This window comes from Streptomyces sp. NPDC002680 (assembly GCF_042889145.1).
Classification (GTDB): Bacteria; Actinomycetota; Actinomycetes; order Streptomycetales; family Streptomycetaceae; genus Streptomyces; species Streptomyces adonidis.
This window is the reverse complement of record NZ_JBIAQP010000014.1, coordinates 100,521-125,945: the sequence shown is the minus strand read 5'-3', so window position 1 is coordinate 125,945 and position 25,425 is coordinate 100,521. Positions and strand designations below refer to the sequence as shown.

General features: G+C 68.1%; 23 protein-coding genes and 4 pseudogenes. 9 read left to right on the top strand and 18 right to left on the bottom strand.

The window, feature by feature from the left end; all coding sequences use genetic code 11:
- Positions 1–92: 92 nt before the first annotated feature.
- Complete coding sequence (locus ACFYXF_RS33235; protein WP_389355511.1) at positions 93–224, bottom strand: hypothetical protein; 132 nt, start codon at positions 222–224, stop codon at positions 93–95.
- A 22-nt stretch (positions 225–246) separates the two neighbouring features.
- Positions 247–465, bottom strand: a pseudogene (locus ACFYXF_RS33230) (IS5/IS1182 family transposase); the annotation flags it as partial.
- A gap of 206 nt (positions 466–671) precedes the next feature.
- Between ACFYXF_RS33230 and ACFYXF_RS33225 the strand changes: the two are divergent.
- Positions 672–1,220 carry a hypothetical protein gene (locus ACFYXF_RS33225; RefSeq protein WP_389355275.1) on the top strand — a complete coding sequence of 183 codons (549 nt, stop codon included), beginning with the start codon at positions 672–674 and terminating at the stop codon, positions 1,218–1,220.
- On the opposite strand, the gene ACFYXF_RS33220 is transcribed toward ACFYXF_RS33225, so the two are convergent.
- Positions 1,168–1,950, bottom strand: a complete 783-nt coding sequence (locus tag ACFYXF_RS33220; protein ID WP_389355273.1) for an IS5 family transposase — start codon at positions 1,948–1,950, stop codon at positions 1,168–1,170. The two genes, ACFYXF_RS33225 and ACFYXF_RS33220, sit on opposite strands and share 53 nt — an antisense overlap.
- Positions 1,951–2,003: 53 nt before the next feature.
- On the opposite strand from ACFYXF_RS33220, the gene ACFYXF_RS33215 reads away from it, so the two are divergent.
- Positions 2,004–3,380, top strand: coding sequence for an IS1380 family transposase (locus ACFYXF_RS33215; RefSeq protein WP_389355271.1), 1,377 nt, complete (start codon positions 2,004–2,006; stop codon positions 3,378–3,380).
- A gap of 158 nt (positions 3,381–3,538) precedes the next feature.
- On the opposite strand, the gene ACFYXF_RS33210 is transcribed toward ACFYXF_RS33215, so the two are convergent.
- From ACFYXF_RS33210 to ACFYXF_RS33195, 4 genes are all read right to left on the bottom strand, one after another.
- Complete coding sequence (locus ACFYXF_RS33210; RefSeq protein ID WP_389355269.1) at positions 3,539–5,578, bottom strand: tetratricopeptide repeat protein; 2,040 nt, start codon at positions 5,576–5,578, stop codon at positions 3,539–3,541.
- A gap of 9 nt (positions 5,579–5,587) precedes the next feature.
- Positions 5,588–6,004 (bottom strand): hypothetical protein, encoded by a 417-nt coding sequence (locus tag ACFYXF_RS33205; protein WP_389355267.1) that lies wholly within the window; start codon positions 6,002–6,004, stop codon positions 5,588–5,590.
- 159 nt (positions 6,005–6,163) lie between these two features.
- A complete protein-coding gene (locus ACFYXF_RS33200; protein WP_389355266.1) occupies positions 6,164–7,675 on the bottom strand; it encodes a UvrD-helicase domain-containing protein in 1,512 nt (503 codons plus the stop codon).
- Between the two features lie 65 nt (positions 7,676–7,740).
- On the bottom strand, positions 7,741–8,220 hold the full coding sequence (locus ACFYXF_RS33195; protein ID WP_389355264.1) for a hypothetical protein: 480 nt from the start codon (positions 8,218–8,220) through the stop codon (positions 7,741–7,743).
- A 35-nt stretch (positions 8,221–8,255) separates the two neighbouring features.
- On the opposite strand from ACFYXF_RS33195, the pseudogene ACFYXF_RS33190 reads away from it, so the two are divergent.
- Positions 8,256–8,693, top strand: a pseudogene (locus ACFYXF_RS33190) (ATP-binding protein); the annotation flags it as partial.
- A gap of 26 nt (positions 8,694–8,719) precedes the next feature.
- Positions 8,720–9,514 carry a class I SAM-dependent methyltransferase gene (locus ACFYXF_RS33185; RefSeq protein ID WP_389355262.1) on the top strand — a complete coding sequence of 265 codons (795 nt, stop codon included), beginning with the start codon at positions 8,720–8,722 and terminating at the stop codon, positions 9,512–9,514.
- A 645-nt stretch (positions 9,515–10,159) separates the two neighbouring features.
- Here the strand turns inward: ACFYXF_RS33185 and ACFYXF_RS33180 are convergent.
- Positions 10,160–10,498: pseudogene (locus tag ACFYXF_RS33180) on the bottom strand (DUF6083 domain-containing protein); the annotation flags it as partial.
- 158 nt (positions 10,499–10,656) lie between these two features.
- Positions 10,657–10,920 carry a helix-turn-helix transcriptional regulator gene (locus tag ACFYXF_RS33175; protein ID WP_389355260.1) on the bottom strand — a complete coding sequence of 88 codons (264 nt, stop codon included), beginning with the start codon at positions 10,918–10,920 and terminating at the stop codon, positions 10,657–10,659.
- A gap of 616 nt (positions 10,921–11,536) precedes the next feature.
- Here ACFYXF_RS33175 and ACFYXF_RS33170 point away from each other — a divergent pair.
- Positions 11,537–12,124: a hypothetical protein gene (locus tag ACFYXF_RS33170; protein ID WP_389355259.1), complete on the top strand. Its 588-nt coding sequence runs from the start codon at positions 11,537–11,539 to the stop codon at positions 12,122–12,124.
- 107 nt (positions 12,125–12,231) lie between these two features.
- On the opposite strand, the pseudogene ACFYXF_RS33165 reads toward ACFYXF_RS33170, so the two are convergent.
- The 4 genes and pseudogenes from ACFYXF_RS33165 to ACFYXF_RS33150 form a co-directional block, all read right to left on the bottom strand.
- Positions 12,232–12,570: pseudogene (locus ACFYXF_RS33165) on the bottom strand (transposase); the annotation flags it as partial.
- 217 nt (positions 12,571–12,787) lie between these two features.
- Positions 12,788–12,913 carry a hypothetical protein gene (locus ACFYXF_RS33160; RefSeq protein WP_389355258.1) on the bottom strand — a complete coding sequence of 42 codons (126 nt, stop codon included), beginning with the start codon at positions 12,911–12,913 and terminating at the stop codon, positions 12,788–12,790.
- 350 nt (positions 12,914–13,263) lie between these two features.
- Positions 13,264–13,935, bottom strand: a complete 672-nt coding sequence (locus ACFYXF_RS33155) for a hypothetical protein (protein ID WP_389355256.1) — start codon at positions 13,933–13,935, stop codon at positions 13,264–13,266.
- Positions 13,932–14,480: an RNA polymerase sigma factor gene (locus ACFYXF_RS33150; RefSeq protein ID WP_389355490.1), complete on the bottom strand. Its 549-nt coding sequence runs from the start codon at positions 14,478–14,480 to the stop codon at positions 13,932–13,934. Before ACFYXF_RS33150 ends, ACFYXF_RS33155 begins: the two co-directional genes overlap by 4 nt.
- A 516-nt stretch (positions 14,481–14,996) precedes the next feature.
- Between ACFYXF_RS33150 and ACFYXF_RS33145 the strand changes: the two genes are divergently transcribed.
- The 3 genes from ACFYXF_RS33145 to ACFYXF_RS33135 are packed head-to-tail and all read left to right on the top strand — an operon-like array spanning position 14,997 to position 18,739.
- On the top strand, positions 14,997–18,050 hold the full coding sequence (locus ACFYXF_RS33145) for a hypothetical protein (RefSeq protein WP_389355254.1): 3,054 nt from the start codon (positions 14,997–14,999) through the stop codon (positions 18,048–18,050).
- Positions 18,051–18,060: 10 nt separating this feature from the next.
- Positions 18,061–18,312 carry a hypothetical protein gene (locus ACFYXF_RS33140; protein WP_389355252.1) on the top strand — a complete coding sequence of 84 codons (252 nt, stop codon included), beginning with the start codon at positions 18,061–18,063 and terminating at the stop codon, positions 18,310–18,312.
- Complete coding sequence (locus ACFYXF_RS33135; protein ID WP_389355250.1) at positions 18,305–18,739, top strand: hypothetical protein; 435 nt, start codon at positions 18,305–18,307, stop codon at positions 18,737–18,739. Before ACFYXF_RS33140 ends, ACFYXF_RS33135 begins: the two co-directional genes overlap by 8 nt.
- On the opposite strand, the gene ACFYXF_RS33130 is transcribed toward ACFYXF_RS33135, so the two are convergent.
- From ACFYXF_RS33130 to ACFYXF_RS33110, 5 genes are all read right to left on the bottom strand, one after another.
- Positions 18,620–19,093 (bottom strand): hypothetical protein, encoded by a 474-nt coding sequence (locus tag ACFYXF_RS33130; protein WP_389355248.1) that lies wholly within the window; start codon positions 19,091–19,093, stop codon positions 18,620–18,622. The genes ACFYXF_RS33135 and ACFYXF_RS33130 overlap by 120 nt on opposite strands.
- A gap of 106 nt (positions 19,094–19,199) precedes the next feature.
- Complete coding sequence (locus ACFYXF_RS33125) at positions 19,200–19,913, bottom strand: hypothetical protein (protein ID WP_389355246.1); 714 nt, start codon at positions 19,911–19,913, stop codon at positions 19,200–19,202.
- Positions 19,910–23,080 (bottom strand): CHAT domain-containing protein, encoded by a 3,171-nt coding sequence (locus tag ACFYXF_RS33120; protein ID WP_389355244.1) that lies wholly within the window; start codon positions 23,078–23,080, stop codon positions 19,910–19,912. Before ACFYXF_RS33120 ends, ACFYXF_RS33125 begins: the two co-directional genes overlap by 4 nt.
- A 152-nt stretch (positions 23,081–23,232) precedes the next feature.
- Complete coding sequence (locus ACFYXF_RS33115) at positions 23,233–23,523, bottom strand: hypothetical protein (protein ID WP_389355242.1); 291 nt, start codon at positions 23,521–23,523, stop codon at positions 23,233–23,235.
- Between the two features lie 109 nt (positions 23,524–23,632).
- On the bottom strand, positions 23,633–23,935 hold the full coding sequence (locus ACFYXF_RS33110; protein WP_389355241.1) for an HNH endonuclease: 303 nt from the start codon (positions 23,933–23,935) through the stop codon (positions 23,633–23,635).
- A gap of 62 nt (positions 23,936–23,997) precedes the next feature.
- On the opposite strand from ACFYXF_RS33110, the gene ACFYXF_RS33105 reads away from it, so the two are divergent.
- The gene (locus ACFYXF_RS33105; RefSeq protein ID WP_389355239.1) at positions 23,998–24,582 is read left to right on the top strand and encodes a hypothetical protein; all 585 of its coding nucleotides are present in this window, start codon (positions 23,998–24,000) and stop codon (positions 24,580–24,582) included.
- Positions 24,583–25,425: the final 843 nt, after the last annotated feature.

Below are 25,425 nucleotides of genomic sequence, written 5' to 3'. Positions count from 1 at the left end.
CCGGCGTAGTTCCCATGCAGGATAGCCCTCGGTCACCGTCCACTCCGATTGAACGCGGCCACTCCATCACGTCGGTCTCGGCGAGGCAGCCGTCAACCAACTTGCGGGTGCTGCATCATCTTGAGCTTGAGCCTGACGAGCTGCTTGAGGGTCGGGAGGTCGGCGCTGAGGCCGTTGGCGATGCCGCGCAGGAGCAGCGACCATACTTCGCTCGATGGGTTCAACTCGGTTACGTACGACGACAATTCTAACACTCGTAGCCACTCCCGGCAGGTTCGCCTGGCGCAGCAGACGGGCGACCAGCGGAGCGATGGCTGCGGTGGCGAAAGCACACGCGGTACCGACCGAGATACCGAACACAGCGGCGATCCGCGCGTACTTGCGCAGGTCTACCGATCCGACCAGGGCACGCTGGAGCGGCGGGAGCTTGCAGCAACGGTCACCCTCACGGGTGACGATAAGCATCGTGCCTGACTCGATGAGCGCGTGAGTAGATGTTGTCGTTCCGATCTTGAGGGGTGTGTGTCGAACGGGAGTCTCGATCAGATGATTGCAGCTGGTCGCCGACATGAGAAGCCGTATCTCAACCGAACGCGATCCCTTGATTCTTGCTGGTCAGGCATGGTTTCACTTGGGTTGATGGAGGCATCGCGACGTCTTGTGTCTGCTTCATGGTCGAGGGGTGCGCGGTGGCGTCGGTGCTGGGAATGCTGGAGGAGCGAGAGACGGCTGCCCGGGTGCGGGTGGAGGGTTTGCGGGAGGAAGTCGCCCGGTTGGCTGAGGTGTTGGATGCCGCGGAGATCGAGCTGGACCGGCGGGTGATCGCGCGGGAGGAACTGGTCGAGGCCCTGGCAGTCTCTGCGGCCGAGTCCACTGCCGTGACGACCGAGGCGGAGGAGGAAGCGGTGCCGTCGCTCGCGCCGGTGCCGGGCTCGACGGTGCCGCCCTGGCGGGAAGGGCTGCCGGTGACGGCTCTGGCGCCCGACTATCAGCGGATTGTGGGCGTGCTGGAACACCAGCGGTCCACGGGTCACGGGCCGCTTCGGGCCAAGGAGATCGCGGTGGAGCTGGGCCTTGGGACGACGCCGGCGAAGGTCGAGGGAGTGCGCTCGAAGGCCCGGCGCCTGGCGGAGCGCGGCTGGCTCCTCCTGGAGGCGTCGGGGGCATTCAGTGCCGGCCGGCGGCCCGTGGCCGTGCCAGACGCCGGCTCATCCGCGTGACCATCGACCACCGGATCATCGCCTCGCTGGTGGCGGGCAGTGTTTCGTAGTCCCGGGCCAGGCGGCGGGAGTTCATCAGCCACGCGAACGTGCGCTCTGCCACCCACCGCCTCGGCAGCACCACGAACCCGGTCATGTCGTCGGTGCGCTTGACGATCTCCAAGGTCAGAGCGAGTTTGTCCCGGCACCAGCCGACGAGGGAGCCGGTGTAGCCGCCGTCGGCCCAGACGAGGGTGATGTCGCGGTGCAGGCGGCGCAGGCGCCTCAGCAGGCCCGCCGCGGCGTCCCGGTCGCCGATGTTCGCGGCGGTGACCGCGACGACCAGGAGGAGACGGAGGGTGTCGGTCACGATGTGCCGTTTGCGGCCCGGCACCTTCTTCCCGCCGTCGTAGCCGCGTGAGGCGGCCGGCACCGTCGCGGCGGCCCGCACCGACTGCGCGTCGATGATCCCCGCCGTGGGCTCGGCCTCGCGGCCCTCGCGCTCACGGACCTTCCCGCGCAGCCGGTCGTGGAACTCGGCGATCAGCCCGTGCTCGCGCCAGCGGCGGAAGAAGGCGTAAACCCGGCCCCAGCCGGGGAAGTCCGCGGGCATCGCCCGCCAGGAGATCCCGCCCGCGACCAGGTAGCGGATCGCGTCCAGCAGCCAATGCCACGTAGTTAGCCTCGCGCTTTCATGAGGTGGCCTGTCCGCAGGCTGATCAGAAACACAGAAAGTGCTCTTGACCTGCAACGATAGGACTTGCTGAGGGGCCTGTTGGCTGCGAGGGAAAGAGCACTTTCCGGGTGAGAGAGCCTATCGCGTCGTACCCGCGTGTCCGTGTCCAGGGAGACGGCCACCAGGTGGTCTCGCAGGCCGGCTCGGTCCTGCTGGTGGAGACGGTCCGCAGAACCGGCCTCGACCAGGCGATATCCGCAGCGCTGGCACCGTGGCGCAAATCCCGGGCCGTCCATGATCCGGGGAAGATCCTCCTGGACGTCGCACTGGCGGTCGCGTTGGGCGGGGACTGCCTGGCCGATGTCGGCATGCTGCGGGCCGAGCCCGCCGTGTTCGGGCAGGTCGCCTCCGACCCGACGGTCTCCCGCCTGGTCGACACCCTCGCAGCCTCCGGAGAGAAAGCTCTGCGGGCGATCCGTGCCGCGCGAGCTGAAGTCCGCCGACATGTCTGGCGGTTGGCCGACGGGAAAGCGCCCGATGCGGGCAGGGCGGTGACCGTCGATCTCGACGGCGTGCTGGTGATCGCGCACTCGGACAAGGAGGACGCCGCACCGACGTGGAAGAGAACCTACGGTCACCATCCGCTGATGGGGTTCGTCGACCACGGACCGGGCGGCACGGGTGAGCCGGTGGCGGCCCTGCTCAGGCCGGGGAACGCGGGATCGAACACGGCCGCCGACCACATCACCGCCACCCAACTGGCCCTGGCTCAACTGCCGAAGAAGTACCGGCGCGGACGTCAGACTCTGATCCGCACCGACTCCGCGGGCGGCACCCACAACTTCGTCGCCTGGCTCGCCCAGCGAGGACGGTGGCTGTCCTACTCGGTCGGCATGGTGATCACGGACACGATCCACCAGCACGTACTGAAGGTCCCGGCGTCGGCCTGGACGCCCGCCGTCGAGGCCGACGGCGAGATCCATGACGGCGCCTGGGTCGCCGAACTCACCGGCGATGTCCTGGACGGCTGGCCCAAGGGCATGCGGCTGATCGTTCGGAAGGAACGGCCGCACCCTGGAGCTCAGTTGAGACTCACGGACGCGGACGGCATGCGGCTGACCTGTTTCGCCACCAACACCTTGGGCCGGCCGATCGCCGAACTCGAGCTCCGTCACCGGCTGCGGGCCCGGGCCGAGGACCGTATCCGGGCTGCCCGGGCCACCGGCCTGCGGAATCTCCCTCTGCACCGCACCGCCCAGAACCGGATCTGGCTGGAGATCGTGCAGATCGCACTGGACCTGCTGGCCTGGATGCCGATGCTCGCCCTGACCGGCAAGGCCAGGCTCTGGGAGCCCCGCCGACTGCGGCTCCGTCTTTTCTCCACGGCCGGACAACTCGTGACCACCGGCCGTCGACGGATCCTCCGCCTGGCCCGGCACTGGCCCTGGACCAGCCACATCACCACAGCTCTCGAGCGGCTCGCACTCCTGCCGAACCCCGGCTGACCAACGGATTCCCGTCCCTACGACAGCAGCTCAAACTCGGAGCAGTGGAACCCGGCGCCACCCCGAGGCGACACTCGGGCCCTGGGCCTGCACAGCCTTCGCCCACGGCACGAAACGGTCCACCGACTCCGTCGGCGGACCGTCACGAAACTTCGAGGTTAACGGGATGTAAGGCCTTCCAAGTGCTCTATGGCGGCCGGATGTCCGGCCTGGGCGGCTCGGGTGATGAGCTGCTGTGACTCGCGCATCCTTTGCTGCATGCCAAGATTCAGCCCGAGCCAGTAGGTGGCCTCGACGCTTCCCGCATTTGCCGCCATACGCAGCCAGGGCTCTCCGCCTTTGTGGTCCCCGTGGAGGACGGAGAGCACGAATCCGTACCTCAGGGTCGCTTCGGGGTGGCCGGCGTGCGCGGCCCTCCGCCACCAGACCTCAGCTTTTTTCGTCTCGTCGAGGGACTTGAGGATCTCGCCCAGGGCGAACGCTGCATCGCTGCTCCCCTTTTCCGCCTCCTGCCTCAGCTCTTCGACATCGCGGTTGGTCTCGCGCAGCCTGATGACCGCGTCCAGGAGGTCGTCCGATTCCTCGATGTGTTTGCGGGACGCCTCCCGCAGCCAAAGTTCGGCTTGCCTGTACTGCTTCCGTTTCGCGAGCAGCAGCCCCAGCGTGTAGAGGGCTTCACCGTCACCGTTCTCGGCAGCCGATCGCAGCCACATTTCCGCTTCCGTCTCTCGTCCCTGGCTGTGCAGGAGGGCGCTGAGGCTGTAGGCGGCCTGCGCGTTGCCGTCGTACGCGGCACGCTGCCACTGGATCTCACACTCCTGTACCCGTCCTCGATCACGCAGAAGCAACCCCAGTCCGTAGGGGGCGTCTTCATGCCCGAGGTCGGCGGCCCGGGACAGCAGGGCCTCGCACTCTGCGTGGTTGCCCTGCCGGCCGCGCAGGAGGCCCAGCCGGAAGCACGAGTCCGAGTTCCCGGCCTCTGCCAGGGGGCTCCAGATCTCCTCTGCGATTCCGTCTTCGTTGAAGGCGGCTGCCAGCAGGCCGACGATATGAAGATGGAATCCGGCGTGGACGTGCTTGCGGACGATCCCCCACGTGGCACGGTGGACGGGGAGGTCCTCTCGGGAGAAGTGCTCGATCAGATAGTCGAAGGGCTTCCAGGCCACTGAGTCGACTCCCACCGGGTTGAGCATTCCGGTCGCCCCGTAGTGGACGCGAGTCGCCCAGGTGAAGGCCTCGGCGGCCGGCTCCGGCCGCACCCCTGGGAGATGTTCGAGGTACTTGGTGTGCAGTTCTTCTATGGCTGTGAGGGGAATTTCGAACAGCCCTGCCCGAGCCAAGTCGATCGCGGCCCTAACGAAGGAGTATCCGCGGGGGTTTCCTCCCACGCGGCATGCTCGATTCATTTCGTCCAGCAGGGATGGCCCTGCGGCGAGGTACTCGGAGATTCCGTATGCGCCGTGGTGCGTGAGAGCTTCGGCCAGGCCGGGGTCGTCTGTCTGTGCGGTGCGGCGGAGCTCGTCGCGACTCCACAGACGGGCGAGTGGTACCTGCTCGGCCATGTTCAGGACGCGCGCTCCGAGATGGGCGGCGAAGGGGGGCGGCTGCTCAATGGCGGTCAGGTTGGAGTTCCGGCGCTGGTAACGGTCGATGTATTCGTCACTCAAGGTGGCCAGCACGATGATCCGCCGGCGCACCAGGCCGGACAGCAGTGCCGGCTCCAGTCCGTTGTCACGGATGTAGTCCTCAAGGTCGTCGAGCCAGAGCACCCAGCCTTCCGCCGGGGGCAGGACCATGTCCGCCAGGCCCCGTAGATCGGCGTGGCGCGGGGGCGCCCACACCCGGCAGCCAGCCAGCTCACGTCTCATTGCTTCAAAGGCGCAGCGTGTCTTTCCCGCCGTCGAGTCCCCGGTGAGCACGAGGATGCCCCCGGTTCGCCGGAGCTGGGCGACCAGGGGGCGCACGCGTGCGTCCACGTCTCGCCGCACGTAGGGCTGCAGGGCGGCCTGGCCTTCGCGCTGGCGGGGACGGTGGACCCCGAACGCCAGCGGATCCGCCTGCTCGGTAGTCATCCACGTGCTGGGAGGCGGAGGGGCTGCGGGGCCGGCGGTGAAGTAGTTGTGCTGCGTTCCGGAGACTTGTGACGGCCCACCGATGTAGTTGCCGTGCACATCGATGTTGTCGCGGTCGCTGCCCATACCGGTCCCTCAGCCGTGGTTGTGTTGGACGCCCTTCACCTGTATAGGCCCGTGGAAGGTGTTGCGGTGGACTTCTATGTGGTCCCCTCCGGGGGGAGTGTTTGCGGTTCCGGGCTGCTGGAGGTCGCCGAGAATGAGTCGGAGTTCGGCGGCAGCGGTCGGCTCCTCGGCGAGGAGGCGGCGGAGGCGGTCTTGCCATGCTCGCTCCACCTCGACGGAGCGAGTGAGGTCTCCCGCTGCGTCAGCGGCCGCCAGGTCTGCCTGTGCCGTGGTGAGTTCCGCTGCGGCCGCAGCGGCCTGGTCGTCGTTGCCCCGGCCGAGAAGGCGCGCGAGCCTCTGCTTCGCGCCCGTCCACGCGTCCGTGGTCCAGGCCGCCACCAGGGCAGTTGCCGCCGAAGACGCCAGCGCCGCCAGTTCAGGATCCACCCTGCCCCCTAGAACACCCCGTTGAAGCATCCACGGTAGATGCCGGATGCACGACGATGTGGGGAATCTGCGGGGAGTTACGAATACGTGGCGCAGGTGGGCGTTGCGGACCGCGGGGTCGGTGAGGGCGTGTGACGCGTGCGGTCGGCCGGTGGCCGGTCAGCCCTGCGGGCTTTGCGCGGCCACTTGCGCATCGGCAATGGGTGTTGTCTGGCCGGCTCCGGAATGAGCGTCGATCCATGACAGGCCGCCGAGGTCGAGCCGGCTGCGTGCCCGGGTGACGGCAACATAGGCGAGGCGGGCGTCGGTGTCGCTCACAGGTTCCGGAATCGGACGGCCTTGGTTGTCATGCTGGTCGGTGTCCTTCGGCTCCGGGAAGTCGTCTGCGATCTTCACTGCGGGCCATTCACGGCCCTTGGCCTTGTGGGCGGTGGATACGGTAACGTCGGCGGTCGACTCGTCGGTGAGTTCATCGACGGCCGCGAGGATGGCATCGGGCCCGTGGGTGTCGATGAGGTCGGCGAAGGGCTGGAGGTCACGGCCGGCCGGGTCGTAGGCGGCGTAGTCCTGCAGTTCGCCCCAGGAGGCGAACAGCACCAGTTCCGGATGGTTCGTGCGGCGTCCGTCCTTCAAGTCGCGGGCTGCGATGGCCAGCGCGGCCAGTTGTTGTCCTCCCCGGGTCAGGGCGACGCGTCGGCCGTCAGCGAGCAGGCGCATGACCTCCGCCATGGCGCCGACGTTGGTGCGGCACAGCACCGCGTCCGGGCTGGCGACATCGCCGACTTCGGCGGAGATGGTGTCCGTGCCGGTCAGCCGGATGGGGGCGTCGGCGAGGGCGAGCCACCGGTTGGCCTGGTCGGCGATCTGGGGGCCGAAGCGGAAGGAGCGTGTCAGGGTCAGCTGCGCCGCGTCGAATCCGGTCATCACATCCCTGGCGCCGCGCCAGCCGTAGATGGCTTGGGCGGAGTCGCCGACCATGACCAGCTGGGCGTGGTCGCGCTGGGCGGCGAAAACCTGTTCCAGGACGGGGTTGGTGTCCTGGGCCTCGTCGAGGAAGAGGAAGTCCGCTTCGATCGTCGGTGCGGTCAGGGCCCACATCTTCAGGTAGTGGTCGTGCTCGAAGCGGACGACGCCCTGCTCGGGGTCCTGGAGGTCTGCCCAGGCTCTGGTGGCGAACGGCAGGATCACATCCGCAAGCTGCGCGTGTTCGCCAGGCGCGTGTAGGCCCCGCAGCCGTGGCACGTGGTGGCGCGCCAGGGCGCCGTCGGCGGAGTAGCAAAAGCTCGTCACCGTACGCACGACGGCGTGGGAGAGGGTCCGCTGGGTGATGTCGCGCTCCCCGATGCGGATGGGGCGGGTGATACCGAGGGCATGGCCGGTTCTCCATGCGGGCTGGCGGGGGCTGTTGAGGCGGTGGGCGTAGCGGTGGCCGAGGGCGGCGTAGGCCGTGGCGTGGGCCGTCTTGCACCGTACCGTGCTCGGGAAGCGGCCTGCGGCGTCGCGGGCGATGTCCTTGTTGAAGGCCAGGTACCGGCCCCGGCGTGTGGTGCTGGCGGCGAGCAGGGCGAGGGTGCTGGTCTTTCCGGTGCCCGCTCCGGCCTGCAGGACGAGGTGGCGGCCTGCGCGGAAAGTGTCGGTGGCGTGGGCCTGTTCATCGGTCGGGGTGTGCAACAAGAGCTCCGTGTAGCAGAAGAGAGCCAGGAATAGGTTAGGGCGCCCGCAGCGGGGGCCCGACGTTACGGTGCGGCGGGTGGGTGCCTGTGGCTGAGGAGACTGGCCGCGCAGGACAGCAATTCCTCGCGGGTGTGCTGGTGGAGCAGGCTTTCCAGGTGGGCTGTCAGGCGCCCGCGTCGTTCTTGTTGGCTGCGTTCGAAGGCCTCGGCCAGGCGTCGGCCGAGGAATTCGCGAGGACGTTGACCATGAGCCTGCGCCACCCTGCGGACGGCTCGAGTGGCGGTGCGGCCCAGGTCCACATTGAGCAGGAGATGACCGCTGCGGTCAGGGTAGTGGGTGGCCAGGACATCGATAGGCAGCCGCCTGTCGAGCCGACGCCGCATCCGGTGCAGGGCACCGGCCGGGCTCTTCGCCCTCTGCACGCTCATCAGCCGGGTGCGATCCGCGTTCTCGGCGAGCGTCACGTGCTTGCGGGCCCTGCACAATTCACCCAGCGAGACGGGCCTGGTCAGAGTGATCTCGATGGCGTAGTGCCGTGTCATGCCCGCATCCCCCGGTGGCTATATCGGTGAGTCCTGACACCGGCAAGTCGCACCTGCTGATCGCGCTGGGCACCGAAGCCGCGATGGCCGGCTACCGGGTCAAGTACACGCTCGCGACCAAGCTGGTCAACGAGCTGGTCGAGGCCGCGGACGAGAAGGTGCTGACCAAGACCATCGCCCGCTACGGTCGCGTCGATCTTTTGTGCATCGACGAGCTGGGCTACATGGAACTGGACCGCAGGGGCGCTGAGCTGCTGTTTCAGGTTCTGACGGAGCGTGAGGAGAAGAACAGCGTCGCCATCGCCTCGAACGAGAGTTTCAGCGGCTGGACCAAAACCTTCACCGACCCCCGCCTCTGCGCAGCCATTGTCGACCGGCTCACCTTCGGCGGCAACCTGATCCAGACCGGAACCGACTCCTACCGCCTCGCCATCACCCAGGCCCGGGCAGCAGCACAAGGCAACACCGGCTGAGGACGCCAGGCCGCTATCGTCGCCGGATGACTGAAGATCTTGAGAAGTTCAACACCGCGATGTCCACCTGGCGGGAGTGGCAGGACGCCCCCTGGGGCCGACTGCGCTACTCGATCGCTGAGGCAAACCTGCTCCGTCACCTTGGCGACGTGGGCGGCGAATCGCTGCGGATACTCGACCTCGCCGGCGGCGACGGCGGAGACGCCATCCGCCTCGCGGCCCGCGGGCACCGTGTCACCATCGTTGACTACGCACCCGCCATGCTCGCAGCGGCCACCGAGCGGGCCGTGGCAGGTGGCGTGACGGAGCTGATCAACTGCGTCGAGGCCGACGCGACCGATCTGCCCCGCGACCTCGCCAACGGGGAATTCGATGTCGTGCTCTGCCATAACCTCCTGCAATACATGGACGATGTCCCAGGCGCTCTCGCCTCGGCACTCTCCCCGCTGAAGGCCGGGGGCCTGATCTCCGTCATGGCGATCAACCGGCATTCGGCGCCTTTGAACATCGCCGTCCGGGAGATGGACCCCTCGGCCGCGCTCGCCGCACTCGACACCGATCAGGCGCGGACGCAGATGTTCAACTCGGCGTTGACGCTCCACACAGCTGAAGAGATCATCCGCACCCTGCGGGAGGTCGGATGCCGGGACATCGCCCACTACGGCATCCGCAGCTTCTGTGACTACATCACCGACGACGCACGCAAGCACGAACCGGACTTCTACGCAGCCCTCGAACGCCTCGAACTCGCCACCACCGCCCGGCCGCCCTACATGCACACTGCCCGGCTCTTCCAGCTCACCGCCTGGAAACTGAGCTAGGGATCGCCCCTTCGCGGTGTCAGTTCTCATCGACATTTCGAGGCTCTGTGATCGACAAGTGCTGCCCAAACTCGCCGACATGTGGTGTCCGCTCTCGGTTACGAAGCCACCCCGGCATGGGTGATCCAAGGGCCCGCCCCGGCGTCTGAGCGTGGGCAGCCGGGCGTTGATGTGCTCGCTGTGCAGGAGCGGGTCGAAGCGTTCCCAGTCGGCAACGGCCAGATCGGCGGCAGTGGGAGTGGCGGCGTGCTGCGGGCAGCGCTGGGAGCGCCAGCGCAGCTGCTCCGCGTAGGACAGGGCAGCGAGGTTGTAGACGGCCATGGCCTCGGCGGGCAGAGCCAGTTGGCCGACTTCCGCGGCGACGGGCATCAGGGTCCACCGCCCGCCGCGTGCCTCGGACGCGAGCACGGGACTGGTGCAGCGGTGGCGGCGCCGGGTCTGGGCGATGCAGCGGATCACGTCGACGGGGCGGGCTGCGAGGTAGCGGACGTACAGGATCTGAACGATGGGCCGGGCCGGGCGGCAGTCGGGCGCGGCCGGCGCCGTGTTGTCGGCGGGCGCGGAGGGCGGGGTAAAGGCTCCGGCGTCGATCAGGCGGCGGGTGTTGACGGCGAGCAGCCGCCTCAGCCCGGCGAGTTCCGGGGCTTCCTCCGGGGTCGGCTGGGCAGGACACAGTACGGCGTGGGGCAGGCGGCACCAGCGCGTGCCGTCCCCTGCGGGGTGGGCGATGCCGGAGCTGACGTGCCATCGGCGGGCGGTCGGCACGGCGGTGACCGGCAGTTCACGTGGGTGCAGGCGCACGGGGCGCTGACGGCTGCGGTGGTACCACTCGATCCGGTTGCCGCAGTCGCGGCACCGGTCGCTCTGGCCGCAGCGCAGCAACCGGCTGACGCTGCCAGGGTTGACGCGCAGGGACCGGCACGCAGGGACATGGACCGGGCTGCCGTCCCAGCGCGGGGCGGCAGGAGGGGGTGTAGAACGCATGCGGCGAACCTGCCAGCCACCACGCCGCAGATGCGGGACCTGCACCGCTGCTTCGCCCAGACGGCCCCTTTCAGGGGACACGCGTGCGAACTGGCGATTAGGCATTCGAGTTCGGGTGGCCAATTCGAGTGATCCACCGCGGGCGGCAAGCCGCCCGGTCAGTCGTCAAGCGAGCCGGGCAGGTCATGGTCGTGGCACAGCGTGCCGAACAGGTCATCCAGCGGTGCGTCGAGGGCGTGGGCCAGGGCGTGCCAGGTCTTGAGACTGCCGACCGTGCGGCCTTGCTCGATCTCGATGACAGTCCTTCTGGCCAGGCCACTTCGGGCCGCGAGCTCGTCATAGCTCCACCCGCGCCCGGCCCGCAGACGCGCAAGCTTCAGACGCAGCGCGTTGAGGTCCGGCTCGGGCGGCAAGATCGTCACCCGACCATCCGACGGTGCAGACCCCTGCCCTGTCAGTGCAGACCTCTGCCCTATTTACACAGGTGATGGCGTCACCGACAGGGCAGAGGTCTGCACTACGGTGGCGCCGCCCCTGCTCACCCGGGCCGGGGAACGGCACCGGAGGCAATGGGAGGAGCACGCGCCCATGAGGCTGCGCACACCCTGTCCTGCGACGGCGCGCGCATGGACCGTAGAGCTGCGTCCCCGTCCCGACGGCATCACCCTCGCCTGCCTGCACTGCCCGCATGACAACAGCCGCGTCAGTCCGACATCCGCCCGCGCAGCCGCCTTGGCCCACCTCGCCCGGCATGCCCGCACCGATCTGCGGGCCCCCCACCTGCGCATCTGCCAGTGTCACGAACGCGGTTGCCGCTGGCATCCCCGTCACCGAGGGTGCGCCGGGCCCGTCCGGCTGCTCCTCGCGCGAGACCGCGGCGGCCGGGTATGGCGGCTCGCCGACGCCTGCACCGCCTGCGCTGCGGCAACGGAGCAAGCGGCGGTGGTACCAGACACGATGGTGGCTTCACCGCAGCGACCGCCCGATGCCGTCCATCACCGCCGACGCCAGGCCAGGGGGCCGGGTGACCAGGTCCGGGTGGCGGAGATGCTCAGTTACCTCGCCGCCGCACTTCCCCACAGCATCTCGGCAGAGGCCAGGCTGATCGCCCTGCAGTGCGCGCTGCGTATGGACTCCCGCATGCACGTCCGGCTGCCGATGGGCATCCTGCGCAGTCTTCGGCTCAACACCCCGCAACCCTGGCAAGAGCTTGAGCAGGCCTGCTGGCTCTGTACCCTTCACAGCACCCGACCGAGCGAAGTGATCGCCGAATTGCAGGACCCCGCGCTGCTCAGCCAGTCCCCCTCCCGGCCCGACCGGCAGCACGCCGCGGACTGGGCCCTTCGCGCCGGACACGGAGCGCGGACGGCCGGCGAAGACACACTCCTGCAGCTGACGAGCATTCACCTGGCCGCGCACAGTGACCCTGAAACCGGGCGCGGCCAGGCCGAGGTCGACCGAATGTCCCGCGAGTGCGGGGTGGAGGACCAGGACATGCCCGCTGTACTCGACCGCCTTGCGACGATCGGCTCGCTCACTCAATGGCAACAGTGCCCGAACACCGGTGACGTGCAGTGGAGTTGCCCCCCTCACCACCCGTACCGAACCGCAAACACAGACGGATAGTCGTCCCCGGGGCGGGAATCCCGCAGCAGGCCCTCACTCCGCCGCCGCACCGTCGCCCCTGCGCGGCAAGCGTTGGGATATTCGAGAGGTCGTCTTCTCCCGTAGTTTCATCCCGGCGTGCGGATTTGATCCGATGTTGTCGGGTCGCGCCAGGAGATGGTGGACTCGCCAGTGAGGCGGCGGGCCATCAGGTCGGTCATGGCCAGGTGGATCATGGCTTCGGAGCGGGCGGGGAGGGTCTCGTAGCCGCGGGCCAGGCGGCGGTGGAGCATCAACCAGCCATAGGTCCGCTCAACCGTCCACCTTTTCGGCATCGAGGTGAAGCCTCTGGTCCCGGGGGTGCGTTGGACGATTTCCATGTCGATGACGAGGGTGGCGGCGTGCTCGATGAAGTAGTTGCGGTAGCCGCTGTCGACCCAGACCTTGCGGATTGAGGCGTGAGCGGCGGGCGGTCCGAGCCGACGTGGGGGCTGAGGGTGGTGGAGTTTTTCTTGTCGGAACAGGGCACCTCGGTACACAATCTGTTAAGTAGCAGCACCATCGAAGGGCCCGACTCCTGCCAGAGCCAGGCCCTCCGCGCAGTTCCACGAGCCCGGTCGCCTTCGAGTAGACCGGGCTCTCTGCGTGCCAGCCCCGGCCGCGACCGTCTCATGCGTGGACGCCCTACTGGGCGAACTGTCCCACGGCGGCGATGATCGCCACGAGGACGCCGACCGCAGCCAGCGTCACCGACCACTTCTCAGGGCCGGTCCACCGCCTGCGCGGTTTGTCCACGTCGGACCTCACCATTGCTTCCTCCTTCTCCTCTGGTCGCCCTGTCCGTCAGGACGTCCGCCGCACCCCGCACACGGAGAGCAACGGAGCCGAAGGGAGGAGCCGGTGAAGCAAAGACAAGCATCAGCGCCCAACTAGTCCCAGGTCAAGCAGAGTTGAGGCACTCGGGTAGGTTCCTCGGCAGGGTCCTTCACGAGTTCAACACATCACCGATGGCCGGTCACTCTAAGTCAATACTCTGAGAGCCCAACAGCCGCTCCAGGCAGATACGGCCCCATACCTGATGCCTTGCCACTTGCCTCACGCACGGATGCACCGACCCCCGGACGACCGTCAGGTGGGGCACGTGCCTCCTTGTCCGCGAGTCATCGGCCCGCGGTGAACTCCTGTAGCTGGGCGACCAGTTCGCGGTCGGGCCGGGCAACGATGACGGAGGAACCGGGCGTGCGCGCGGCGAGCCGGTCGACCTCGTTCTCCAGGCGTTCGGTGGGGGCGAGGGCGCGGGAGCCGTTGGTGCGCACGTAGCGGGCGAAGATCTCCAGGCCTTCGATGAACGCGGCGTCGGGCGGGGTGGTGTCGGCCATGGCGTGGGTGAGCTGGTAGTACCAGTGCCGGGCGCGCTTCGATTCCCCCAGGCACAGGTGGTGCAGGTGGAGGCAGTAGGCGGCGGCGCGGCTGCCCGCGCCGGCGGCGAGCTGCCACCAGAACTGCGCGGATTCCGGGTGCCCGGTCAGATACAGCAGGCAGCCGAAGACGAGGGCGCCGTCGACGTCCATCTGGTCCTCGGTCAGCGGTCCCCGGTCGGGTCCTTCGGCGATCTTGCCGACGTGGGTGGCGGCATCGGGTTCGTTGAGGACCCACCGGCACACCACACCCAGGCGCAGGCCGGCCTGCGCAGCCCGGGTGATGTCCGCGCTCGGGGCGCGCCGCGAGGTGTCGGCCGCGAGGCGGCGCAGGGCCGCGGCGACGTCGAAGGTCTTCGGGTCCGAGACGGGGATCTGCGCCTCACTGAGGAGGGTGTCGATGAGCGTGGTCACGGCTGTTCTCCCTTCTTGCGCCGGTCGTCGGGAAGGCCGAGCTTGACGCGGAGGCGTTCCTTGGCGCGCCGCAGGTGGTGGCCGACGGTGCGTTCGTCGATGCCGACGTACCAGGCGACCTTCGTGGTGGGGTAGCCGAGGATGAAGCGCAGCACGATCACCTCGAACTGGCGGTTGGGCAGTTCGCCGATCGCCTCGTACAGGCCGGTGGAGGACTCCATCCTCTTCAGCCGGTCCCGGGTGGCGGCCAGGGCCTGCGCGATCGGCCCGTTGATGACGAACGCCGGCGCGCGCCCCTCCAGTTCGAGTCGGTCGTGCACGGCCCGCCGGACGATCGCCCAGGCGCCCTGTTCGAGGTTGCCCGCGCTCAGCAGTTCCGCCCAGCCTGCGTGGATCTCCAGGAACACCTGGTGTATGACCTCCTCGGCAGCTGTACGGCCGCCGAAGTGGACCTCCGCGTAGGCGTGGAAGGCTTCCTGATGGCCGAGGTAAAAGGCCTCGAAGTCGAGCGGGAGATCCAGCGGAACATACATGGACTGGGACATGCCCAGACCGTGCTCCGGCTGCAGGGCGCCCGCGTCCTGCCACGCATCGTTGTCGCTCACGCGAGGCTCCCGGAGGTTGGGAACATGGCGAAGATCCTCTCCATCGAGGGTCGGCGGGGACCGGCGCCAACTCGTGCGCGCCGACGGCCTGTTGGCCTGACACCCACCTAAGTGATTCACGCGGCCGATCACTCACAGGCACTCCAGAAAAATCACCGACCGTTCCTGTATCAGCGCACTGTGCAACCTTCAATAAGCACTGCTAGTCACCCTCGGTAGCGCTTTGACCTGGCCTAACCCGCCCGGAGGACCCCACGAACAAGCCTCCGCATCCCCGTCGTGTTCTGCGTCACACCAGGCCCGCCACCCGCGCACGTCCAACACGGACCGGCGCACACGCCACCCCGCACGCCCCCACCGCAACGTGACTGTCCGTAAGTAGGTGCGGGACACACCCGGAAACCCGCGCTCGACTTCGTCGGTCGCTTCCACTGACCGGTCCGATATGTTGAGCTGGTGACCGGCGACAGTCCGAGCAGCGAGGTTGAGCTGCTGTGCGCCGAGTACGACGAACTCGGCCACCCCGGCGCCGACTTCGTCGCACTCCGGCTGCGCGACCTGATGGCCGCCGGTCATCGGCTCACCGGGATCGAGGCCGAGTTCCGCCGCCGCGATACCCGGTTCTTCCTGCTCGGCCTGCCACTGAGCCCCGACGAGCAAGCCCACTACCAGCTGTTCCATCCCGACGAGGCGGTCGACGACACGAACCTGCGGTTCTCGCTGTGGATCGGGGTGAACGGGCGCAACGAGGCCGACGCGATGCTCGCCGAGGCGTCGCTGACCCGCGCGGAGAACGCGGCCAACCTCGCGGTCACCGGCCTGCTCGCCGAGCGCGACGGGCCGTCCGATGGGCCGACCGCCAAGGAGCTGCTGAGCTGGCTGCTGCTGGACGCGCCCACCTGGACGGCCCGGCGCGACGCGATCCGCCGGCACCGCAACCTACTGCGCGACCCGTGGATCCGGGACCGCCTGGACGAGGCGGTCGAGGTCGTTCCGAATCCGGACAGCCGGCGGGTGGTCCGCGCGATCCGGGATCTCGTGGTCCGGGCGACCGAGGACGGGCCGGCGGCCGCCTTCGCGACCTGCGAGTCCCTCGTTCTGGAGGCCCTGGAGGCATTCCTGGCCGCACCCACCTGGGCCGCGGCGGCCGAGGTGCACCGCGCGTACCCGGACGAACTCGGCGGTAACCTGGCTGACGAGATCCTGGCCGGCCTGAAGCTCGACGCCCGGTACACGGCCGCGCAACTGGCGGTCCTCGACGCGCACGGACAGGTCCTCGAGGACGCCTGGGACCACGGAATCGAGGCGGCGGCAACAGAGGCGCAGCGGCGTTACCCGGTGAAGTACGGCACCCCGGCCGCCGAGGATCACCTGCTGGCGGCGGTCAGTGCGCCGGACCTGGAGACGGCCCGCGACATCCTGCTGGCCGCACCCACCGAGGTGTTCCTGGCCGGGCCCGAGGCCGTACTGGACCTGCTACGCCGGCGTGCGCCCGACGACGAGATCTGGAGGGTCGGGCTGGTCGCCGACGCCGCCGAACGCGGGGTCGAGGCGGCCTACGCGGACTGGGCCGAACTCGCGGAGACCACCGGCATTCCGCAGCTCACCGTGCTGCTCGGACGGCATCGGGGCTATTTGCGGGACCGGGCCCTCGAACTGCTGCTGACCGCACAGGCACGGGCCGGGAACCAGACCGCCGAACGCGAGATCGCCCAGGAACTCGCCGAACGTCGTACCCCCGCGAGCCCGCCAGGCCGGCGGCCGTACGACCTGGTGAACCTCGGGGTGGTCAGCTCGAAGCAGGGTGACCTGAACACCGCCCGAGCCGCGTACCGGGAGGCGCATCAGCTTCTCGCGGCGGTCGGCAACCGCGCGCTGCGCGGCCTGCTCCGGCTCCGGGCCGGCATCTTCGCCCACGACTACGACGACGACTTCCCGACCGCAGTGCACCACTTCCGGGGCGCGGTCGAGGACTTCCGCGCGACTGATGACACCGTCTCCATGGCCTACGCCCTCGAACGGCTGTCGTTGGTGTTCCGGGATCTGGAACGCGGCGACGCCCTGATATACGCCACCGTCGCCGACCGGCTGGTCCTCGAGATGGACGTGGACGCGCGAGGCGTCGCCGGCGACTACGACCATGTGGCGTTCGACGTGTACCGCGGGATGGTCGAATCGCAGTTCCTGTTCGACGACTTCGCGGCCGCCGCCGACCGGGCGAACTGGATGCTCAGCGATCCGGAGACCCAGATGGACGACGACGAGCGGATCGCCCTGCAGCGGATCCTGGTGGCCTGCGCGATCCGCGAACACCGGTGGGGTGCCGCCCGCAAGACGGTGACATCGTGGAGGGCGGACGGCTTCGACGACTGGGCCAGCCTCGGGCACGCCACCGTCGCCGCCGGCCGGGCCGCGGCCCGGCGCCCCGGCAAAGCGGTGGCTCCTTCCCGGCACAAGGACCTGGCCGGGCTCGCCGAGACCCTACGCGGGCTCGGCGCGCCCGACGAGGACATCCACCAGCTGCTCATCCCCACCACTTGGGAAGCGCTCAGCGACGCCCTCATCGACACGCTCGCCGGCGCGAAACGCGCCGACCCGCTGATGGGGCGCCGGGTGTTCGGCGACTACGAGGCGGAGGCCTGGCGCACGCGCTCCGACCGCATGGCACCGATCCCGCTGACCGGCGGCCCGGACCTGCCTGCCGGGGCGCCCTGGCGCGAAGTGATTGCGCACTACCACGAACGCGACGTCTGGCAGCTGCCCGACCTGGCCGTGCTCGGTCCGGTTCTCGACCGCTGGTCGGCGCTGTCGCGGTTCGACGACATGGCCCGGATCAACCAGCCGGCTCCCGGAGCCGGCCTGGACGTCTACTTCTACCAGTCCGATCCGGAGAGCCACCTGGCGAGCCTGCACGGCTGCGTGTACGTCCCGGAGTCCGAAATGATCGTCTGCTCGTTGTCATACCTGGAGGGACTGTTCAACGCCGGACAACTCACCTTGGAGGCCGAGGAGGCGATGCTCCGGGAGAGCCTCGCCGGCAGCGAGTGGGAGGACGCCGCCACGGTCGTGGCCACGAAGGTACGCGCCCGGCAGCGGGTCCTGCTCGAATGGGTGATCGCCCACGAGATCGGGCACGCCCACCACGGCCACGCGGCGGGCGCCGGGACCGCGCGGGAAGCGCTCGCCCTGGAGGAGGAGGCCGACGCGTTCTTCCTCGACGGCATCAGCGCCGACGACGGCGCTGACGAGCTGTATCTCGCCATGTCGACCCAGGTTCGCAGCCTGTACGCGCACGAGGTGCGGCGGCAGTGGAGACGCACGCCGACGGATCAGGAGCGGCAGGACCTGGCGGTGCGGATCGACGGCTCCCCCGACGAGACCGGCCACCGCCCGCTGGTGTTCCGGGCGGTGAACCTGATCCGGTCGCTGCTACGCCGCAAACCAGAACTCGCCTCGATCGACTACATCGACTACTACGACCGGTTCGCGGCCACCCTTGAAGGCCGCTGAGGAGGGACACATGGCGTCGGAGGAGACCATCTGCACGGTCGACGTGGTGCTCAACGGGCACCCGCACCAGGTCGTCGTGTCCGGCAACAACTCGCCGGTCTTCGGGTTCGACACCGGCGGCGGCACGCTGCCCGAGCCGGTCCCGCTGCGGTTGCGCTGCGAGGTCTGCAACGGTGCTGCGAAGCTGGCGTTCTCGCCGCCGTCGGCGTCCTGGCGCCGGCCGTACGTTGTCCGCCGCGTAATCCACACGCCCGATGAGTGAGGTGCTGCCGGTCGGGCCGGACGACGAGGACAAGCGGGCCTTCGCCTGGCACCTGATGAAGACGTCCAACGACGTGGTCACCGGGTTCGCGAAGATCATGGCGACCACCGCGATGACCGCGATCGGGGTGCTGCTGTCGCTGGCCGGGTTCCTGAAGGCGGGCACGAACTTCGCCGGCTGGAAGGCGCTGCTGCTGGCGATCGCCTGCTTCGCCTTCTTGGCGGCCACCCTGCTGTTCTCCTGGGCGGTGCGCGGGCAGCGCCTCACGATCAGCCCGGACGACTACGACGACGTGGTCGAGCAGTTCCTAGGAGCGGCCCGGCGCCGCCAGCAGGTGATCAACGCGGGCCTCGGGGTGGTCACCGTCGCGACGATCTGCGGGCTGGTGGCCGTGCTGGCCGCCCTCACCGCAGCGCCGGGTCGGTGACCGCCACCCGGCCCGGCCGGCCAGCAGGTAGGGCGCCCGCCAATGTCGGCGGAGGTCGATCGCCACGGTGGCGTGCTCCAGGACGTCGGCGTACTCGGAGTCCTTGCCGTCGTGCAGGCGGCCGATGCTGACGACCGTGACGTCCGGGGTGGGCGGCTGGCTGATGACGCGGTAGCGTCCCTTCTCCCACGGTGTCCTGTGGTTGATCTCGCGGCCGTCCGGCCAGCGCACGTCTTCTCTGTTGAGTTCTGCGTGTTGAGCCGAGATCAGCCAGTAGTCATGCTCGCGCCGCCCGCCGCCACGGAATAGAGACAGGATCGAGGTGGTCGCCGTCAGCGAATTCCTGCTCGACATGCTTGCTGTGCGGCACGTCCCGTTGGAGGGGTTCGGTGCCAGTGGTCGACGCGCGGTCACCGCTGCCAGATCTGCAGATCTGCCACAATCGACCCGGATCCGAACATTACGCGCCGGAATGATTCCAGAGGGTGACTTCGAGCGGCGGTTGGTCCCGCCGGGCCTTCGCGCGACCGACCAGGCGTCGTTTGACGCTCACATCGGCGGTGAGGTGGAGGCGAGCGGTGCCTTTGACGGTGCCTCGTGGCGCCCGCACGAGCAGGTGCATGCGTCGGCTGCCATAGAGCCGGTGGCCGGATGTGGGCTGGAAGTCCCAGCTCGGTGTCGTCGCGGGCTCGCGCGCGCCCCAGACGAACGGCTGGAGCGTTTTGTACTCGATGCCGAAGACGGCCTCGCCGGCTGTGACGGCTGCCTTAGCGAAGGTCAGCGAGGGGGTCAGGGTGAAGCTGCGCGTGGTGGCGACCTCTTCTTCAACGACCTCCGGATGGATGGCCTCGGCCGTTGGCGGCGAGTCTCCATGCAGTTCCACGACGAAGCGGGCCCAGTCGATCACCACGTCCTCCTTAGTCGGGCGGAACGAGCAGTGCAGCCGCACCAGGTAGAAGTCGTGTTCTGCGGTGCGCGTGGCAAGGGTGGGCGGCATCTCGTCGGCTGGGTATAGGTCGGCAAGCGGCCAGGCCTCTGGCTGGCCGATCGCGACTACCGGTAGGGAGCGGGGATCGAGCGATTCGCCCTCGCCGCGATCGGGCTGGCTCTCCAGCAGGTCGAGTTGGCCTTCCCACAGCGGCTCTGCCGGGCCATCGTCCGTTAACCACGTCACCGGCGTGTGTCCCCTACTGCTTGGAAGGCCGCCCAATGCGAGGCATGGTAGCCCCGTCGGCGCATATCGTCCGAGGCTTTGGCGAGTGCCTGCGCGACATCCCAGCCAGCGCCGCGGTGCTCGTGGAAGCAGCGCATGAACACGGCGGTGGACGCATCATCGACGCGCCAGAGGCTGACGATGAGGCATCGGGCGCCGGCGTGCAGGAAGGCTTGGGCGATCCCTGCGCTCTCCTCGCCCGAGAGCGCCTGGCTGATTCCGGTCTCGCAGCCCGACAGTACGACCAGATCGGCGCTCAGGCGCGCTGCCAATGCGTCCCGCGCATGCCAAGGGCCGTCGGCAAGTAAGACATGCGAGTCGAGCGGCGAGCCGGGATGGAACCGCGCGTGACCCGCGAGATGGAGCATGCGGACCGAGGACACCGTGGCAGCAACCGCCGTGCGCGTGGCCGCGAGTCCGATCAGCGGCCTCACGCCGAACAGGCGCGCCACGGTATGCGCTTCGGCCTCGGCATGCGGGAGGTCGCAGGTCGGATTGCCGACGACCATGGCGCTGCTGCCCTGCGCCCGCGGCCGGCGGTGGAGCCGGTCCAGCACCGCCAGCGCGGGAGTGGCGGCCACGACCGGGGGCCCGCCCTCGGGCCCTGTCCAGTCCTGGGCCAGCAGCGTCCATGGCAGGGCGTGGGCGGCGGCGTGCGGCACGACCACCACTCGGTCGCAGCCCGCCACGCTCTTGCGGATCGCGTCGAGAATGGGCTGCAGCGCAGCGCGCCACGTTTCGGGTACGTCGTCAGATCCGCGCGAGCGCGGCAGCTCCCGACCGAAGCGCCGCATCGCTTCGGACCATGCGTGCTGACTGATCTCGACCTCGACGGCGGTCGGTTGCTCGGCTCCAGCGCGGACTGTGAACACGACGGTGCGCGTCTTCAACACGAGCAGGGAAACCACCGCAGCGCGTGGGCCCAGGCGGGTGACGGTGTCCGTAATCTGGGGCCAGGAAAGTTGTTCCGCGCGGCGGATGGCGACATGTTCCTGAGCCTCAGCTCCGTAAGATGCGATCTTTGTCCAGAGCAGGTCCAACGCGAACAGCACGCCTATTCGGTTCGATAGGTAGCCGGAGCCGTCGATGCCGGTGTCGTGTGCTGCGAGCCCCGCTGTGTCCAGGGCCGCGAGCTGGCCCAGCAGGCTCCGTTCCCCCCGCGCCAGGCGCTTGGGTACTGCGTGGGGTACGGGCAAATCGCTGCGGCTGAGCTGCTCGGTCAGCAGGCGCGACTTCGCGGCTTCGGCAAGGACGAAGGCCCGCCGCAGACTGTCCGGCGCTGCCCGAACGCCACTGACGGCTTGTGCCAGATGCGCCTCGACCGCGATGGCGTGCAGGTCGCCGCCCAGGTGGCTTTGCCCCACCTTCTGCACCATCGGGGTCACCATGACCAGGTCGTTCCACACACGCAGGCCATCCTCGGCTGCGGCAAGCGCAGCCTGGAGATCCTTTTCAAGACCTCCAACGCGAAACCTTTGCAGATAGGCGGTCGCGAGCAGCGCGTAGGCGCGGGACCGTTCGGGGGAGCCCTCGGCATACGCCTGAAGAGCCTGCTCGAGCGGGCCAGTCCCGTCGCGTCGGAACCGTTGCAGACGCGCGGCCGCGAAAGACGCATAGGCGCGGGGGTGGTCGGGAGTAGCTTCGGCAAGTGCCGTCAGGGCCTCCTCGATGGCCATGACGGCGCGGGCAGCGAGTCCCCCTGAGACGCTCGGATGCGACGCACCCAGGTCCCTCGCATCCCCTTCGAGCAACCCCTTGTTGAGGTCGTCAAGCGGCAACGGGTGCAGGTACGTGGCGGCCAGGTTCAGCAGCACATCCGCTCGCTCGGGCGAGCGCTGGTGCATGCGCTCATTAGCCTTCACGAAACAGGTGCAGGCGTGCAGAAGCTTTCTCTCGTCGCCGAACGCCTCATACGCCCGCAGCAGAGCGACACCGTGGTCGCGCAGGGAGAGCGGGAAGAGGGGATCCGATTCCGCGATCGCGTCAAGGGCGGTTCCGGTGTATTGCACGGCCCGTTCCGCGCTGCCTTGGGAGCCTGTCTGCTCGAACGCAACCGAGTTCAGCGCAGCGAGTTGGCGCATCCGTGCCGGCGTCCATGCCTCCGGGTGGTCAGCGTAACGTGCACTGAACTCATTGAGCAGCCCAACGGCTTCGCCGAGCCACCGTTGTTCAGCAGTGGCCCGGTGGCGCAGGAGAAGAAGATCGATAAGCGTCTCGGCGGCCGCGGCTCCATCGGAGGCTTCGGCGGCCGATTCGACGGCCTCTCTCGCCATCTCCGTGGCCGCCTCCAGGCTGGATAAGTCGGCCGTGGCCGCGAAGTGCAGCCCGAGGTGAGCAGCAAGGTTCAACCTGATCCGAGCATCCCCAGGCGAGATCTTGACCGCCCGCCTGCAGAGGAAGATCGCCCGGTTGAGGTTGTACAGATCGCCGGCGTGCCGGAAATATGCCGCGAGCAGGCCGGCCAGTTCGTCCGCAGCGCTTGCCCACCCCGGACGCCCTTTCGTCTGAAGCCTGAGGGCCAGTTCAGCGGCTTCGATAGCCCCCATGAAATCGTCGTAGTCGCCCTCGGCACGGTAGCGCTCGAAGAGATCGGCTGAGGGTAGGGAGCGCCAGACGACATCACCCGCATCCTCATCTTGCCCAGGCCAGACACGGTACGGCCATTCCCGCTCGATCCGGTCGACCCACACTGGCTCCGGATCAAACGGGTCCCGCACCCTCGACCAGCTCATCGGGATGTAGAAGTCGTACGACAGTCCTGTCCGATGCCCGATGTGAAGGCGCGTCGACCACACCTGGGACTCGGCGTGTCCGTCGCTGAGACGCGCGAGTCCGATCCCGACGTGGGCCACAGCACGCACTGTGTCCGTCGCGATCAGCTGATCCAGCCTCGCCTCCATATCCTTTTTATCCCTCCAGCGACTGCTCCAGGGAGGGTTTACGCCGCGAAGCTGGCCGCCGTTGTCCAAAGCCGCCGCGCGCCAGTGTCGATTGCGTAACGCTCTGCCGGATCCGAGAGGCTTGGGTAGCAGGCACTGGAACAACCGCTCGAAATCCCCCTGCGCGTCTTCGGGGACCGTCAACCATACGAAGGGATAAAGATCCGAGAGGAGCGACGTAGCCGCCATGCCCCGATCGTACAGACGTATTTGCCGATGCGGGCAAGACCAAGTGCGGGAGGGCCAGCGTCACAGCCTCAGCGTCGACGGGGCCGACATCCTGCTTCCGTACTCCCCGACGGCACCCAAATCAGACGCCATTCCGACACCGCACCATCCTGTTAGACGTGCTTCAACACACTCGCCAGGTCTCCGAGGTCGTCGTCATCGTCAGCGGCCCGCCCCTTCAGGAGCTGGGCGAGCGTCTGACGAAGCTCGCGGTTCACCTGGGGGAGCGTCTTGGCGTTCTCCGGAGCGGGGATCTCCTCGCCGCACGCCTCGCACGAGGCCATGGACGCGTTGTCGATCTCACGGGCGAGCCGGTACGCCATCTGGGACAGCGACGGCTCGACGCCCACCAGGTCGCCGAGTTCCTCGACGTCGCTCCGGACGGCCGTCTCCACGGGGCCCATGGCACCCCTTCCCAAGATCATCCAGCCCCGATCGGGCCGGGGGAGAAAAATGAATGCTGGGCGCGGGGTTGAGATGTCGATCTAGCTAAAAGTCTGAGGTCTCACCAGGTCAGGGCCCTGCGAACCAGTCGACGGACGTGACCAGTTGGGCCACCTCGGCCAGAGACCGGTTGCCCTTCTCGCTGTTGCACTTGCGCAGGCACACCGGACAGCTGGCCACACAGTGGATCGGGGAGAGGTTGTCGGGGTCGAGCCGGGCCCCGCCCTTGCTCACGGGGTGGACGTGGTCGACCGCATCGACCTGGCCGTGACCGCACACGAGGCAGACATCCGACTCGGCGAGGATGCGAGCACGCATCCGCCGGAACTCGTATGAGGTGAGTTCGGAGCGATCGGTGGGCAACCGCCTCACCGCCCCGATCCCGCTGCGCGAAATGATCGCGAAGTTGCCGGTCCTGTCGCAGACTTCAGCCCATGGACGAAGGAATTGCTGCGGTCGTAGCGGCTTCTATCGGAGTGCCAGGGGCTCTCGTTGGAGCGTTCCTCGGGTACCGAGCCGGACTCGCCCAGGCGAAAGCGACACTCAAAGGCGTCGAGCTTCAGCTTGCTGGGGAGCGTGACTTCGCCCTCTGGACCGGGAAGCGCGACGCCTACTCGACCTTCTTGGCCGCGGTGGAGGACGTGAGCATTGCACTCGACCGGGCGAGGAGCTTGGCGGGTCTGTACCTGGAGGCAGGGATCGGGGCAGGTCGGGCTGCAACAGCAGCGGGTCAGGAACTGCGGCAGAAGCACAAGGACCTGTTGTTCCGGCAGTCAGCCCTTCGGCTCTCAGTGGATGGCAGTCGTGCGGACGACGCTGAGGCTCTGGTCAAGATCGCGAGTGCTGGGGTTCAGGACTTCGAGGACTGGACGGATGCCTTGAATCCCCACAGAGGTGATGACGATGCCGCCTTTACCCGACTCAGAGAGAACACGCGCCGCTTGAAGGAAGGGATCGTGGACTGGGCGGCGAACGCACGTAGCGATCTTGTGGCAGGCGGGACGCCGCCACAGCGGTGAGAGGATCTTCTGGCTTCGTGAACCGAGCACCGCTGTCGTATCAGCCATTTGCGAGCGCACGTCAACGACTCGACCACGCCGAGTGAATATTCACCCCAACGTGGGATTTAGGCCCCGGACAGTTTCCGGATGGACTACAGAAGCGTTACTCCGGTAGATCGCGCACGCGATCCATAAGGTGGGACCCCTCGCAGCTCGTATCAACTTCCAGGGAGATAAAGCTGCGGGGGCCCCGGACTAGGAGGGCTCTTGTCGCCCAGATTTCTCTACTCGCAGCCCCCGGAGCCGTCGGGCTCGGGGCCCAACACGCCTAAACCGCCGTCAGCGCAACCGGTAATCGACGCTACCTTGGTGGCGGTGTCCGGCTTGGTCTTTACGGTGTCGATCCTGGGGGGCCGTGCGACTCTGCAAGACGCAGCGCTGGTCACGGTTGAGGTTGCGGCAGCGCTTCGCGCGGTGCTGTACGTACCGGGAGCGGTCAGGTCTCTGAAGGACAAGGTCGTTCGGTTCATCCGTTCCTAACCTCGCCCGTCTCGCTCGGTGTGTGCCGCCCGACCTCGCGTCGGGCGGCGCTTCGTGTTATACGTTCGCCGTGCCAAACGGCATCTGCTGCCTTAAGTGTCGGGGAGTACCTCTAACGGGTGACACTTTCATGCTCGGGCGACCTGAGGCTGACAGGAAATGTGACCAAAATGCTCAAAAGTTTTCAGTGTTGGATGTGTGATTCTGGGTGAGGCCGGTTTCAGGCGGCCTACGTGCTTGTCCGGATGCTTCGCTTTTAGCGGAACTCGCTCACCGAATCGACGCCGAGTCCCGGTTGTTCATCTGGATGAAGGCTGCTGA

Excerpts from the sequence above, each read along its gene's own strand:
- ACFYXF_RS33120 (WP_389355244.1), bottom strand. The coding sequence starts at position 23,080 with ATGGCGGCTACGTCGCTCCTCTCGGATCTTTATCCCTTCGTATGGTTG.
- ACFYXF_RS33105 (WP_389355239.1), top strand. The coding sequence starts at position 23,998 with ATGGACGAAGGAATTGCTGCGGTCGTAGCGGCTTCTATCGGAGTGCCA.
- ACFYXF_RS33210 (WP_389355269.1), bottom strand. The coding sequence starts at position 5,578 with ATGGGCAGCGACCGCGACAACATCGATGTGCACGGCAACTACATCGGT.
- ACFYXF_RS33160 (WP_389355258.1), bottom strand. The coding sequence starts at position 12,913 with ATGGTGAGGTCCGACGTGGACAAACCGCGCAGGCGGTGGACCGGCCCT.
- ACFYXF_RS33130 (WP_389355248.1), bottom strand. The coding sequence starts at position 19,093 with ATGTCGAGCAGGAATTCGCTGACGGCGACCACCTCGATCCTGTCTCTA.
- ACFYXF_RS33185 (WP_389355262.1), top strand. The coding sequence starts at position 8,720 with ATGACTGAAGATCTTGAGAAGTTCAACACCGCGATGTCCACCTGGCGG.
- ACFYXF_RS33150 (WP_389355490.1), bottom strand. The coding sequence starts at position 14,480 with ATGTCCCAGTCCATGTATGTTCCGCTGGATCTCCCGCTCGACTTCGAG.
- ACFYXF_RS33140 (WP_389355252.1), top strand. The coding sequence starts at position 18,061 with ATGGCGTCGGAGGAGACCATCTGCACGGTCGACGTGGTGCTCAACGGG.
- ACFYXF_RS33225 (WP_389355275.1), top strand. The coding sequence starts at position 672 with ATGGTCGAGGGGTGCGCGGTGGCGTCGGTGCTGGGAATGCTGGAGGAG.
- ACFYXF_RS33195 (WP_389355264.1), bottom strand. The coding sequence starts at position 8,220 with ATGACACGGCACTACGCCATCGAGATCACTCTGACCAGGCCCGTCTCG.
- ACFYXF_RS33115 (WP_389355242.1), bottom strand. The coding sequence starts at position 23,523 with ATGGGCCCCGTGGAGACGGCCGTCCGGAGCGACGTCGAGGAACTCGGC.
- ACFYXF_RS33135 (WP_389355250.1), top strand. The coding sequence starts at position 18,305 with ATGAGTGAGGTGCTGCCGGTCGGGCCGGACGACGAGGACAAGCGGGCC.